The 14864-nt window shown below is 35.6% G+C and carries 13 protein-coding genes; all 13 read right to left on the bottom strand.

Annotated elements, in window-relative coordinates; translation table 11 throughout:
• Nucleotides 1-144: 144 nt before the first annotated feature.
• The 13 genes from D2K60_RS14850 to dapG all read right to left on the bottom strand — a co-directional run bounded on the left by D2K60_RS14850 (nucleotide 145) and on the right by dapG (nucleotide 14852).
• A complete protein-coding gene (locus D2K60_RS14850; protein WP_117169651.1) occupies nucleotides 145-405 on the bottom strand; it encodes a DUF3243 domain-containing protein in 261 nt (86 codons plus the stop codon).
• Nucleotides 406-475: 70 nt separating this feature from the next.
• Complete coding sequence (gene ymfI, locus D2K60_RS14845) at nucleotides 476-1195, bottom strand: elongation factor P 5-aminopentanone reductase (protein WP_117169652.1); 720 nt, start codon at nucleotides 1193-1195, stop codon at nucleotides 476-478.
• 6 nt (nucleotides 1196-1201) lie between these two features.
• On the bottom strand, nucleotides 1202-2488 hold the full coding sequence (yfmH, locus tag D2K60_RS14840) for an EF-P 5-aminopentanol modification-associated protein YfmH (protein ID WP_117169653.1): 1287 nt from the start codon (nucleotides 2486-2488) through the stop codon (nucleotides 1202-1204).
• Nucleotides 2481-3767 carry an EF-P 5-aminopentanol modification-associated protein YfmF gene (gene yfmF / locus D2K60_RS14835; protein ID WP_117169654.1) on the bottom strand — a complete coding sequence of 429 codons (1287 nt, stop codon included), beginning with the start codon at nucleotides 3765-3767 and terminating at the stop codon, nucleotides 2481-2483. Before yfmF ends, yfmH begins: the two co-directional genes overlap by 8 nt.
• A 138-nt stretch (nucleotides 3768-3905) precedes the next feature.
• On the bottom strand, nucleotides 3906-4859 hold the full coding sequence (locus D2K60_RS14830) for an ABC transporter permease (protein WP_117170369.1): 954 nt from the start codon (nucleotides 4857-4859) through the stop codon (nucleotides 3906-3908).
• 3 nt (nucleotides 4860-4862) lie between these two features.
• Nucleotides 4863-5909: an ABC transporter permease gene (locus tag D2K60_RS14825; protein WP_240335285.1), complete on the bottom strand. Its 1047-nt coding sequence runs from the start codon at nucleotides 5907-5909 to the stop codon at nucleotides 4863-4865.
• Nucleotides 5909-7417, bottom strand: a complete 1509-nt coding sequence (locus D2K60_RS14820; RefSeq protein ID WP_117170371.1) for an ABC transporter ATP-binding protein — start codon at nucleotides 7415-7417, stop codon at nucleotides 5909-5911. The genes D2K60_RS14825 and D2K60_RS14820 overlap by 1 nt, the downstream gene beginning before the upstream one ends.
• Nucleotides 7418-7630: 213 nt before the next feature.
• Entirely contained in the window at nucleotides 7631-8758 is a 1128-nt protein-coding gene (locus D2K60_RS14815) for a BMP family lipoprotein (protein WP_117169655.1), read from the bottom strand.
• Nucleotides 8759-9140: 382 nt separating this feature from the next.
• Nucleotides 9141-11459, bottom strand: a complete 2319-nt coding sequence (locus tag D2K60_RS14810) for an FtsK/SpoIIIE family DNA translocase (protein WP_117169656.1) — start codon at nucleotides 11457-11459, stop codon at nucleotides 9141-9143.
• A 196-nt stretch (nucleotides 11460-11655) separates the two neighbouring features.
• Nucleotides 11656-11865 (bottom strand): YlzJ-like family protein, encoded by a 210-nt coding sequence (locus D2K60_RS14805; protein WP_117169657.1) that lies wholly within the window; start codon nucleotides 11863-11865, stop codon nucleotides 11656-11658.
• On the bottom strand, nucleotides 11862-12575 hold the full coding sequence (locus D2K60_RS14800) for a ClpP family protease (RefSeq protein ID WP_117169658.1): 714 nt from the start codon (nucleotides 12573-12575) through the stop codon (nucleotides 11862-11864). The genes D2K60_RS14805 and D2K60_RS14800 overlap by 4 nt, the downstream gene beginning before the upstream one ends.
• A gap of 138 nt (nucleotides 12576-12713) precedes the next feature.
• Nucleotides 12714-13583 carry a 4-hydroxy-tetrahydrodipicolinate synthase gene (gene dapA, locus D2K60_RS14795; protein ID WP_117169659.1) on the bottom strand — a complete coding sequence of 290 codons (870 nt, stop codon included), beginning with the start codon at nucleotides 13581-13583 and terminating at the stop codon, nucleotides 12714-12716.
• A 48-nt stretch (nucleotides 13584-13631) separates the two neighbouring features.
• The gene (gene dapG / locus D2K60_RS14790; RefSeq protein ID WP_117169660.1) at nucleotides 13632-14852 is read right to left on the bottom strand and encodes an aspartate kinase; all 1221 of its coding nucleotides are present in this window, start codon (nucleotides 14850-14852) and stop codon (nucleotides 13632-13634) included.
• Nucleotides 14853-14864 lie beyond the last annotated feature (12 nt).

Raw genomic sequence — 14864 nt, 5'->3', positions numbered from 1 at the left:
TTCAAGATTTATAAAAGGGGATTTTTATAAGTTAAACAAAAAATCTATAATTTCAATAATGCTAGAGGAAAATGATATCAATGCATTTTCAATAAAAAAGCCCTGCTAATAATAAGCAAGGACTTCCATATCTTCCATGTTACATTAACGATCTGTACCTTCACTTTGCACAAGCTTAACCATAGTATTGGCAATAGCATGTTGTTCTTTTTGATCTGCTGCATTCCAAAGTTCTTTAATAATAGCTTCTTGATCATTTTTAGGCTCGACATGATTTGTTAAATAATCACCTATATCATAAGCCAGATCTGAAATGGCATTCTGACTTATTCCTTGCCCCTCTGCTTGGTGTAAACGATCACCTAGAAAATCTTTCCACGATTCAAAATTATCTAGAACTGACATATTCTATTCCTCCTTCTTTTTGCTTACACACGTAGCTTTTGAATTTGGAATAAAAAATATACATCGCTTTTTACCAACCACCAGATATTTTTATATTTTCTCCATTAATATAAGAAGACTTTTGATCGTCAAATAAAAAACAAACAAGCTCTGCTACCTCTTCAGGTTTTCCTGCTCTATTTGCTGGAATATTGTCAATGACCGCTTGTTTCTCAACTTCTGTAAGTTGTTGGTTCATTTTTGTATCAATAAAACCAGGACTAACTGCATTAATTCGAATCGTAGTCCCTGCAATTTCCTGTGCTACTGCTTTAACAAAACTATTTTGTGCACCCTTAACAGATGAATAAATAACTTCAAAACTCGCACCCATCTCTGCCCATATGGAAGAAATGACAATAATGTTACCATTTCGCTGTTCAATCATCGAAGGTAAACATGCTTGTGTAATCATCCACATGGCTTTCACATGAACATGGTATAAGCTATCCATCATATCAGTTGGCGTATCTTGTAATAATCCATAATGCGCTTGGCCACTGGCAAAAGCAATATGTGTTGGAGATATTGTTAATTTTTCAAGAAACGTCTCAATTCCCTCTTGATTACTTAAGTCAGCTTGAATTACCTCTAATACCACTTCATCCGGAAACGCTTGAACCATTTTTCTGATTGACTGGTGATCTTGATTAAAATGCAAGGATAATGTGTACCCTTCTTTAACTAAACGTATCGCAATTGCTGATCCAATTGATCCGCTCGCTCCTAGAATAAGGCAATGCTTTTTCATTTACACTCAACCTTTTTCTGGGACAATTTGGCAAACAGAAACATTCATTTCATGTACCCAATTATTTAAAAATGTATTAGCAGCTTCTAATGTTAGTTTTTCGGTAGTAGGAAGTAATTCAAAATAATCAAAACCAAGTAATTGATAATGTGTAAATTGATTCGCCATATTTTCCAAGCTATTCATACCACGTAATAACTCTCCCGTTTTTTTGCGCTTCATGCGAACAAAATCTTCTTCCGTGATCTGTATACTGTTCCAACTCATTAATTGTTCCTTCAATGCATCGGCTAATTTATCAGGATTCTCTGTGTTTCCTCCAACAATTGAAAAAGCAAAGTTCTTCTCTCGACTAGATTCAAAAGAGAAACTATCATCAATTAAATCCTTTTCATATAACTCTTGGTAGAACGGACCACTTTTTGAGTAAAAATGTTCTAATAGCATGTCAGCTAACAGGTCTTTTTCCATAAAGGAAGAATCGATTGTTTGAACGTTCTCTTTGATACCAACCATACATTTGGAGATGGATACAGGCATTTCGATTACTTCTTTTGGAGTCGCTACAGTTTCTGGCTCGTCTGGAAAAGAGCGTTCGATCTTTTCTAACGGACTAAATGTTTTAGCCTGTTGATTTGAGCGAATAAGATCCATCATCTGATCGGGATCGAAATTTCCCGCTACTGATATAACCATATTTGCTGGATGATAAAACGTTTGGTAACACGTATATAAATCTTCTTTAGTAATATCTTGTATCGAAGCAACTGTTCCAGCAATATCAGTTTGAACTGGATGATGATGATACATACTTTTTAGAGTTCCAAAAAACGAACGCCAATCAGGTTGATCATCGTACATTTGAATTTCTTGTGCAATAATTCCCTTTTCTTTTTCAACTGACTGATCTGAAAAATAAGGATCTTGAACAAAGTCCAGTAATGTTTTGATATTATTCTTGACTTCTGTTGTAGAAGAGAATAAATAAGCTGTTTTGGTGAACGAAGTAAAAGCATTAGCTGATGCACCACGTTTAGTGAAATCTTGAAAGACATCGTGATCTTCTTTTTCAAATAACTTATGCTCTAAAAAGTGAGCAATACCGTCTGGAACTGTTACATGTTCCTTTTGATTAATCGGTGTAAATGATTGATCAATTGATCCATAATCTGTTGTGAAAATACCGAATGTTTTAGTCATTTCAGGTTTAGGTAATAAAAAGACACGCAAACCATTATCAAGCGTTTCTGTATATACTGTTTCTTTTAATTGGTCATATGTTTGTTTATGCATTTTCGTTACCCCCTTGTGCTGTTAGAAAGTAGACGGTATCTAACTGGATCTTTTGGCCAACTTCCAAAAGATTATCCTTAGAAACTTGATTAATTTCTTTAATAAACTGATCTGGTGACCGTTCCGCTCCTGCTAACACTTGATGATATAATATTTCTACTAAACCGTCTGGATGGTCTAATGTTTCTTTCCACTGATTAATAACTAATTTTTTTGCCTCTTCTATTTGTTCGTCAGTGAAGTCACCACTGATCATTGCATCCATTTGTTCTACTATTATCCCTTTAGCTTTTGTATAGTCTTTTGGATCAATTCCACTAAAAACAAATAATAAACCTTTATGACTTTCAAAACGAGAAGAAGCATAGTAAGCTAAACTGTTTTTCTCTCGTACATTAATAAATAACTTCGAACTTGGAAAACCTCCAAAAATACCATTGAATATTTGAAGTGCAGGATATGAATCATCACGAAAGGTTATGTTTGTTCGATAACCTAAATGTAACTTACCTTGTTGCATCGCTTGTTCTTCAATAATTTCTTTTGGCTGGCTTTGTTCTTTTTGTTCGTTTTCAATTTCGATCAGCTTTGGACTTCTTTTTTTATTGAAATAAGACGGAATTAATTTATTTACATCAATATTTTCTAAGTCACCTAAGACATAAATATCCATTTGATCTTCTAATAGTTGTTGTTGATAGCACGTATATAAACTTTTCTCGTCGATCCCATCTAGATCTTCCTTGTAACCATGTACATGAAGGCTATACGCTTCCCCCTCGCACATTTTATCAATCAAACGCATATTCGCGTAGCTCATTTTATTATCCACTACGGCGTTTATTTTTTGTTTCAATGTTTGTTTTTCTCTTCGGACAATTGATGCATCGAATGCTTCCTCTATCGTTTTGGAGTCATAAATGACGTCACTTAAAAACTGTAATGCTTCCTCAAGAATATTTTGCTCCGTCGTTAAGTATGTTTGATTTGCTATCTCCATCCTGAAACTCATAACATGCTCATTTCCCTTTTTGGCACTATCAATAGACAAGGTTGCACCAAATAAATCATCTAATGCTCTACGAAATAAACTTGAGGTTGGATACTTATTCGTTCCTTGTTGTAATACAAAAGGAAGTAAAGCTTTTTCTGTGATATTTTCACGATTTAATGGTGATTTTAATTTCACTGTTAGGTGAATAGTTTTAAATTTTTTGCTTTGTAAAACATGTAAGTTGTAACCTTGTTGCTCTATTACATCTTCTGTGACAAACGTCATTACATTTCCTCCTCTGAATCTGATGTACATAGCATTGTTAATATATATCTTTCCTATCCATTAATATAACCTTAAAATACATTTTACTAGAAAAAGAGCCCGGTAACAATTACCAGGCTCTTTTGAATCCTTATTTAATTAACGGTTACCTTTAACATATGGCGTACCACTTGCTTTTGGTGCTTCTGCCCTACCAATAAATCCTGCTAACGCAAGAATAGTTAATAAGTATGGTGCAATAGTTAAATAAACATCTGGTACATTATCCAAGATCGGAAGGCTTGAAACACTTAAACTTTGTGCAAAACCAAAGAATAAAGCCGCACCTAATGCACCAAGGGGATGCCATTTCCCAAAAATAACAGCTGCTAACGCCATAAAGCCTTGACCAACAATCGTCGATCCGGAGAAATTAAATGCAATAGTTAGTGCAAAAACAGCACCACCTAGACCACCTAATACACCAGATAAAATAACGGCAATATAACGCATTTTATAAACATTTATCCCATTCGTATCAGCAGCCATTGGATGTTCTCCAACAGACCGAAGGCGTAATCCAAACGTTGTCTTATATAAAACAAACCAGCCAACAAAAGCAAGTAAAATAGCCAGATAGGAAGTATAATATGCTCGAGCAAATAACATTTCTCCTATAATTGGAATATCTGATAGTATTGGTACGGAAGTAGAGTAAAATGGTTCTTCTACCATATCTGTTTGACCTTTTCCATACCACTGTTTTGTTAAAAATACACCAAGCCCTACTGCTAAAAAGTTAATTGCAACACCACTAACAACTTGGTCAGCACGGAATGTAATAGAAGCTACCGCGTGTAATAAAGCGAAAATCCCTCCGACTACAGCAGCAGCAATAATCGAAATCCAAGGTGTTGCTGCACCAAATACATCTGCAAAGGTTAGATTAAATACAATTCCAACAAAAGCACCCATAACCATTAAACCTTCTAAACCAATATTTACAACACCTGAACGTTCACTAATGACACCACCAAGTGCAGTGAAGATAAGAGGAGCAGAATAAAACAAGGCGATTGGTATAATTGATTGTAGCGAATCAATAAATGCCATCATTTACTTCCCCTCCTTTTTAAATCGAAGTAAAATCCAACGGATAAAGTAGCTTGAAGCTACAAAAAAGATAATTAATGCAATAACAATTTCAACTAATTCAGAAGGAACACCTGCTGAAGTAGGCATGTTTAAAGCACCAACTTTTAGACTTCCAAATAGGAAAGCGGCAATTACCGTACCTAAAGCAGCATTACCACCTAATAGTGCAACAGCGATACCATCAAATCCTAAGTTAGTAAACGCTGAGTGTGATGGCATGTAACCGAATGTACCAAGGCCCTCCATAGCACCCGCTAAACCTGCAAATGCACCTGAAATAACCATTGATAATATAATGTTTTTCTTCACGTTAATACCTGCATACTTTGAAGCGTAAGGGTTAAAACCAACAGCTCTAAATTCATATCCAGCAGTTGTTTTTTCTATTAAAAACCACATAATAAATGCAGCGAAAAGAGCGATCAGTATTCCCCAGTGTATACGGGAATAATCGGTCAATTCCATTAGCCAAGTTGAAGAAAGAGACGCACTCTCTGCAATTCGATTTGAGGAATCTTGATTGTCTGTCAATACATTTCGAATCATATAATTAGATAAATGTAACGCAATATAATTCATCATAATTGTAATTATAACTTCATGTACACCTTTTGTTGCTTTTAGTAAACCAGGTATAAACCCCCAAAAAGCACCTGCTAAAGCTGCACCTAAAATAGTAAGTGGTAAATGTATAATCATTGGTGCTTCAAAACTCGAACCAATCCAAACTGCTACAAGCCAACCAACGATTACTTGACCTTCCGCACCAATATTAAATAGACCACTACGAAAAGCAAACGCTACTGCTAAACCTGTAAATATGTATGGTGTAACTTGTCGAATTGTTTCGCCAAAGAAATAACTACTTCCAAAAGCTCCATTCCATAACGCGATATATCCCTCGATAGGATTATAACCAAAAGCAAGCATAATTATAGCACCTGCTAGAAGTCCTAAAAAGACAGAAATTGTTGGTATTAATATGTTAAATAGGCGATTAGAAAACACTACTGTTCACCTGCTTTCTGCTTACTACTACCAGCCATCAATAATCCTAATTCTTGTTCATTTGTTTCTTCAGGTTTAAGATTTGCGACAATATTACCATCAAACATTACTGCAATTCGGTCACTAACATTCATAATTTCATCTAATTCGAATGATAATAGTAAAACCGCCCGACCTTTATCTCGTTCCTCAATTAATTTTTTGTGAATAAATTCAATTGCACCAACATCTAAACCACGAGTTGGTTGAGCAGCTATCAATAAGTCTGGCGAACGATCAACTTCACGTGCAATTATTGCTTTTTGTTGATTTCCACCAGAAAGTGCCCTTGCTTTTGTGTAGACACTAGGTGTGCGCACGTCATACTCACTAATTAGTTCTTTAGCATATTCATATATACGTTTAAATGATAATATCCCTTTATTAGCATATGGTTTCTGATAATAAGATTGTAATATCATATTTTCTCCAATTGGAAAATCTAACACCAAACCAAATTTATGACGATCCTGAGGAATATGCGCGATACCTGATTCGGTAACCTTTCTCGGTGACATATTCGTGATTACCTTATCATGTAATAAAATTTCACCAGATTCAGAAGGTCTTAAACCTGTTATTGCTTCAATTAATTCGGTCTGTCCATTTCCATCAATACCTGCAATACCTAAAATTTCACCAGCTTTTACATCTAAATTTAAATCTTTTACCATCATTGCATTTCGAAGGTCTTTTACAAACAAATTTTTAATCGTCAATACTTTTTCTTTTGGTTGTGCAGCTGTTTTATCTGTTGAAAAACTAATGTCTCTACCAACCATTAAGGAAGCAAGTTCATTTGCATTGGTATCTTTAACTGTTACCGTACCAATACCTTCTCCTTTACGAATAACTGTACACCGATCACACACTTCTAAAATTTCTTTTAATTTATGTGTAATTAAAATAATGGAAATCCCTTCACTAATTAACGATTTCATTATCGACATTAATTCTTTTATTTCTTGTGGTGTTAATACCGCTGTAGGTTCATCCAGAATGAGTACCTCAGCACCACGATAAAGCGTTTTTAATATTTCAACACGTTGCTGCATTCCAACAGAAATATCTCGAATCTTCGCAGTTGGATCAACATGCAAACCATACTTTTTGGATAATTCTACAATATCCTTTTCGGCTTTTTTGATATCTATTTGTCCATTTTTCCTCGGTTCTTTGCCTAGTATAATATTTTGCGTAACAGTAAATGTATCTACTAACATGAAATGTTGATGTACCATTCCAATTCCTAGTTTATTTGAGACATTGGGATCTGTTATGTTGACACTCTTACCCTTTACCTTAATTTCACCTTTTTCTGGCTGATACAATCCAAATAAAACATTCATTAACGTTGACTTTCCAGCACCGTTTTCGCCTAGAAGAGCATGAATCTCTCCTTGCTTTACTTGTAACGTAATATTATTATTTGCAACGATACCAGGAAATTCTTTTCGTATTCGAAGCATTTCGACTACATAGTTATCCAAAATCCCCACTCCTTATACGGTTCTCTCTTGTGAAATACAATAAAATCGTCAAATGAAAAGGGGCGAGTTTGCTCTTCATTTAATGACTTTAACACACTTATTTATGTGCATTATTTTGTATTATATGATTAGTTAAATTAATTATTTAATAGTTAGAAAAAGGCTAGAAAATTCTAGCCTTTTTCTTATTTTTTAAAGAGATTCAAGATACGATTCTAATTCTTCATCTGTTGTTGGAACTTCAATTGTTCCATCAAGAACTTGTTGTTTCGCTTCCTCAACAGCTGTTGCTATATCTTCAGTATATGCTTCTTCGTTAGTAGTAGCAACACCGACACCATCTTCAGCAAGACCAAATGTAAGAATTTCTCCACTTGGGAATTCGCCATTTAAACCTTGTGTTGCTAAATCATTTACAGCAACATCTACACGTTTTAGCATAGAAGTAAGTGTAACATTTGTATCATTGATTGCACCTTCTTCATACTGATCACGGTCTACACCGATAACCCAAACGTTTGCTTCTGGATCACTATTTTTGATGTCTTTTGCTTGTGCAAATACACCATTTCCAGTTGCTCCTGAAGAGTGATAGATTACATCAACACCATCATTGTACATACTAGCTGCAATTGCTTTACCTTTAGCAGCATCAGCAAAAGATGCTGCATATTCTCTTACCACTTCAATTTCTGGATCGACTGAAGCGACACCTGCAACAAAGCCTGTTTCAAAACGTTTAATTAAATCACTTTCTTCTCCACCAATAAAACCTACTTTACCTGATTCAGATTTCATTGCTGCAGCAACACCTACTAAGAAAGACCCTTCTTGTTCCGCAAATGTAATACTTGCAACATTATCCCCTTCTACAACGGAATCGATAATAGCAAAGTTCGTATCAGGATTTTGACCTGCAACTTCTCCAAGTGCTTCAGCTAATTTATACCCTACACCAAAGATCAAATTAAAATCTTGTTGTATTAAACGATTTAAGTTTGGTAAAAAGTCAGCATCTTGATCAGATTGTGCATATGCATAACCTTCTTCTTCTACTAAGCCATTATCTGCACCAAATGCACCTAAACCTTCCCATGCTGATTGGTTAAATGATTTATCATCAACGCCACCAACATCTGTAACCATTGCAACTTTATAATCAATAGCTTCTTCTGTATCTTCTGATGCATCTTCTGTTGTATCTTCTGAACTTGTATCATCACTTGAAGTATCCTCTTCATCGGAAGTTCCACAAGCCCCTAAAATAAGTACAGTTGCTAATAATAATCCTAAAATAAGTAATAAACGATTTTTCTTCAACGAAATACCCCCATATTTTTTTTATGTTAACCTTAAACTTTGCTAAAACCTAATGTTTCGCACCACCTCCTAAAAGTATGGAAAATAAACATCCTTTTTCTAACAACACTATTAAAAATCAACTTAAAAAATCTAATTGCATTATGTATGTACTGATTGTCCAATTTGCTTAGACAACACTGAAAAACTAGATTTTAAAATACTAATAATATAGTCAAACAATAATATAACACTTTTAATTCGAGAAATAAATACTTATTCATACAAAAAAGAGTGTAAAGATCCAAATGTTCACAAATATTGTAAGATAATCTAACATCAAACAACCTGATAATTCACAATAATACCATTTTTTATATATTTTAGGTAATTTTTGTGTGAACTACGACGTTTTTTGTTCAGGATATTCAGAGATTAATACAGTTCTAGGTTTTGATCCTTCATAAGGACCAACAATACCTCTTGCTTCCATAGCATCAATTAATCTAGCTGCGCGTGTGTATCCAACTCTGAACCTTCTTTGCAACATTGAAACACTTGCACTTTGCATTTCAACGATTAATTTAACTGCATCATCAAATAAATCATCTTGCTTTTCATCATGTTTCACCTCTGACTCTTCTTCGGGAATCATTTCATCTTGATATTGTGCTTTCTGTTGTTCAATACAATGGTCAACGATGCTTTCTACCTCTTCATCTGATAAAAATGCCCCTTGAATACGCGTAGGTTTAGATGATCCCACTGGCGTGAACAACATATCCCCTCGTCCCAATAATTTCTCTGCTCCACCAGAATCTAAAATTGTTCTTGAATCAGTTGCAGATGAAACACTAAAAGCGATTCGGGAAGGAATGTTCGCCTTTATTACACCTGTTATAACATCAACAGAAGGGCGCTGTGTCGCAATTATTAAATGGATACCCGCTGCACGAGCCATTTGTGCTAATCTTGTGATTGCATCTTCAACATCGCTGGATGCAACCATCATTAAGTCAGCTAATTCATCCACTATTACTACAATATAAGGTAATAAAGGTTGTTGATCCTCTTCTTCGTTATTATATCGTTTTACGTACTCATTATACCCTTCGATATTACGGCTACCAGTCTCAGAGAATAGTTCATAACGACGCTCCATTTCAGCTACAACTTTCTTAAGAGCTCTCGATGCCTTTTTAGGATCCGTAACAACAGGTGCAAGTAAATGAGGAATGCCATTATAAATATTTAATTCTACTTTCTTTGGATCAATCATCATCATTTTTACTTCATGTGGTTTAGCTCGCATCAATATGCTCGTTATAATACCATTGATACAGACACTTTTACCACTTCCAGTTGCACCCGCTACGAGTAGGTGCGGCATGCGGTTTAATTCAGCGACAATTGCTTCACCTGAAATATCTCGTCCAAGTACAAAGGACAGAATATTTCCATTCATCGCTTGTTTCGTATCTAATACTTCCCGAAGAGATACAGGTGCCACTTCTTTATTCGGCACTTCAATTCCGACTGCAGATTTCCCTGGAATCGGCGCTTCTATCCGAATGTCCTTCGCAGCTAATGCAAGTGCTAGATCATCATGGAGGTTGACAATTTTACTCACCTTTACGCCAGCTTCTGGATAGACTTCATACTTGGTAACAGCAGGTCCAACATGAACTTTCGTAACCTTTGCTTTCACACCAAAACTAATAAATGTACGTTCTAATTTTCGGACAGTTGCTTGTATTGCGCTTTTTTCCGCTTGTTGTTGATGTTTAACAGGCTCTTTCAACAACTTTAGTGGCGGCAATAAATAGGATGCATTCTCCATTTCCGTCATTGGTAACGGTTCAATTGTTTCCATTTCAGTTTCATTTTTTGTTTCTTTCTGTTCAGCCTTGCTCTTTATTTGATCGATAGCATCCATTTCATTTATTACATTTTTAGTAGCATATGAAATATCAGTGAACTCCTCAATTACTGGATAATCTTTTCCATCATCAACAACTGGATCGGCTATGTTTGTTAGCAGTTCTTCTTGATAGTCATCTTGTTCATTTGTTTTACTGTCTTTTTTATCTTGACGTTTTTCTTTCCATTTTTTTCGTCCGTTTACTGTTACTTCTTTTACTTTACTTCCATTCTTAGCTAAAAAATTACCGATTGAGAAGTCAGTAACAAAAACGATACCAATAATTATTGAAAAGACAGCAACAATTTGCGCACCCGTAGCAGAAAATAGTACATAACAAAAAGCAAATAAAATTGCTCCTAACATTCCACCACCTAAATAATAAGATGTGAGATCCCCATCTAAGTACGCAAAGTAGTTTGACCACGTCATTTTCAGCACAGACCCTCCTGATTGCTGTTGTAACAAGGTTTCATACGAATCAATATGTGTTAGCAATAGAATCCCTAAGAATATAATTCCTAAACCTACCATGCGTCGACTAATCAAATTTGGTAATTGTCTTTTTATAATCATATAAATACCGATACTTAATAATACAAGTGAAGCGATCATATACCACACACCAAATAATAGACGGAAAAAGTTCTCTAATCCAGAGGGTATAGCTCCTTCACTAATTGCACTTGCGCCACTTCCAAAAACAGCTAGAAAAATAAATAAAATACCTAAAAGTTCATATTTTAATTGTTGTTGTACCTTTTTTTGATTCCCTCTCTTTTTCTTTTTAGCCTTAGCCAATTTCCCCACCCCTGCAATCTATCAAAATTATTTCTCCCATTACTATGATGAGATAAACCCTTGTCCATTTGACAAGGGTTTATTTTCATTTCTCTTCATACTACTCCAATATTCGCTATTACTATTATAGCATATCTATTTTTATGTGTAGACTTTTCCTTCGTTAAAATCTTATATGACTCCGCATTAAATTCTACTATTCGCTAATAATTTCCCCAGGAGTAAGGGAAGCAGAGATATAATCTTGTGGATCTGTTGAAAGCAACTGAACAATACGGTATTTACCGTTATCAATACTATCTACGAGCATCATTCGATTATTACAAGTTACAACTTGACGTGTTTGAAATAACGATTGATCCGTTGGAAATATATCATGTTCATTTAATGGTGTATATAAGGTCACTGCACGACACCCCCACTCTCTTTACGATCATCAATCATTTTATTTAATGTTTCCATCGCTTCTTTTACTCCACCGACTGCATCTATTAGTCCATATTCAACCGCATCAGCACCCACAACATTCGTACCAATATCACGCGTTAAATTGCCTTTTTCAAACATCAAGGATTTAAACTTTTCTTCTGATATATTGGAGTGAGTCGTAACAAATTGAATAACACGTTCTTGCATCTTATCCATATATTCAAAAGTTTGTGGCACACCGATCACTAAGCCATTTAACCTAATCGGATGAATTGTCATCGTTGCAGAAGGTACAACATACGTATAATTAGTTGCAACGGCAATAGGTACGCCAATAGAGTGACCACCACCCAATATAATGGATACGGTTGGTTTAGATAAAGAAGCAATCATTTCGGAGAGTGCTAATCCCGCTTCTACATCTCCACCTACAGTATTTAATAGGATGATAAGTCCTTCAATCTTCGGATTTTGTTCAATTGCAATCAGCTGCGGCAGTAAATGTTCATATTTAGTTGTCTTATTTTGTGGGGGTAATTGTATATGCCCCTCTACTTGGCCAATAATCGACAACACATGTATATTGGAATCAGGTGCTGTTGGAACAGTTGATTGACCTAACTGCTGAATCTTGTCGACTAATGATGATTGTTTACCCTCTTCTTGTTCATTCCCATCTTTTGGCATAGAAATTCTCCTTTCGATACTATCTTTGTTAGTATGAACGAATCAAAAAGGGAACATACCATTTAAGATCAAAAAGGATTTTAAATCAAAAAAAGCTTCTGCCAATTTCCTGCAGAAGCTTTTAACGAATATCATTAATTAATTTTTAATTAGGTCATACAATAATTGTTCTTCGATTTCAGACAAGTTTACTAGCGGTAAACGAACATCTCCTGTGTCGATACCTTTTAATCGTAAAGCAGCTTTAACTGGAGCTGGAGATGGTGCCATGAACAACCCTCTCATGATAGGCAACAATTGACGGTGAATACGAGCCGCTTCATTAACATTGCCTTGTTCAAAATAATCAAGCATTTGTTTCATTTCATCTCCAATAACATGAGATGCAACAGAAACAACACCATCAGCTCCAATCGCTTGCAACGGTAGTGTTAAACTATCATCGCCGCTGTATACAAAAAACTGATCATCTGTCTGTTCGATAATTTGAGAAATTGCATCTAAATTTCCACTTGATTCTTTAACAGCAACAATATTATCAATTTGTGATAGTGCTACAATTGTGTCCACTGTTAAATGAACCATCGTTCTGCCTGGAATATTATATAACATTACCGGGAGACTCGTAGACTGTGCAACTGTACGAAAATGTTCATATAATCCTGCCTGATTTGGTTTATTATAATAAGGTGTTACAAGCAAGATTGCATCAACATTCGCATTTTCTGCGTGTTTTGTTAGTTCTATTGTCTCTTTTGTGTTATTAGAACCCGTTCCAGCAATAATAGGAATCCGACCATTCACTACTTTAACTGTCTGTTCAAATAGCCCAATCTTTTCCTTTGTGGAAAGTGTAGGTGATTCTCCAGTGGTGCCTGCCACAACTAAACCATCTGTTTTGTGGGTAATTAAATACTCAATTAAATGCTCCACTTTATTCATATCCACTCGATCTTTAGAGTCAAATGGCGTAACCATTGCTGTCAATAATTTTCCGAAATTCACGATAGGTTGCGTCTCCCTTCATCCATCTTGATCCATCCATTCCCTAGATGTTTAGATTTTCCTATTTAATTCAAACGTTTCATGCAATGCATTTACAGCTGGGATAAGATCATCATGGTGAATCAGCACCCATATCGTTGTATGACTGTCTGCAGATTGAAGGATTTGAATCCCTTCATTTGTCAGTGTTTGCACTATTTTAGCTGTTACCCCAGGAACACCAGTCATACCAGCTCCAACTAATGAGACCTTCGCACAGTTAGAAACCGTTTCAGGTTGATAATGTAACGCCTCTAATATTTCAATTGCTTTTGTAGTAAATACCTCTGGAATTGTATAGACAACACCGTTAGGCGAAATATTTATAAAATCAACCGAAATACCTGCTTCCGCCATTGCTTTGAAAACGTCTGAATGTAATTGATCAACATTTTCATTCGTTAATACCTTTATTTGCGTTATGTTAGACATATTCGCAATTCCAGTAACAATACGATCTGGTATATCCTTACCCTTTACTGCATCTATTGAATCGGTAACTAATGTTCCAATTTCGTTAGTAGCAGTTGATCTCACCCGCATCGGTATCTTAGCCTGCATAGCAATTTCAACTGCTCGTGGGTGAATGACCTTTGCGCCTTGATAAGCTAAATTACAAATTTCATTATATGTGACAACATCTAATGTTCGCGCGTTTTTTACTAGCCGCGGATCTGCTGTCATAATTCCTTCTACATCGGTAAAAATATCAATATAAGCAGCGTCTAGTGCCGCACCTAAGGCTGCTGCTGACGTGTCACTTCCACCGCGACCAAGCGTTGTTATTTCATCAGTTGCTGACTTCCCTTGGAAACCAGCAACTACAACAACTTGATGCTCTTTTAATTCTTGGTGGATTCGTTCCACTTCCATTGCCTTTATCTTTGCAGAGGTAAAGTCTTGATTTGTTTTAAATCCAGCTTGCCCTCCAGTTAATGCAGTCGACGTTACACCACTTTCTTTTAATTCCGTTGAAAAAACGACAGAAGAGATTACTTCACCACAGGACATAAGTAAATCCTGTTCTCTTTTGCTTGCATGTGTATTAGGAAAATCAATTAATCCTAATAATGAGTCCGTTGCATATGGATCAGGATAACGGCCTATCGCAGAAACGACTACAACCACTCTATACCCTTGATCAATAGCAGTTTTAATATGCTTTATTGCGTTACTTCTTGTCGTCTTACTTTGTACAGAAGTTCCGCCAAATTTTTGCACTAGAATCTCCATGTTACACCTCTA

The sequence above is a fragment of the Paraliobacillus sediminis genome, from assembly GCF_003426055.1.
This window is presented reverse-complemented; position numbering and strand designations above follow the sequence as displayed.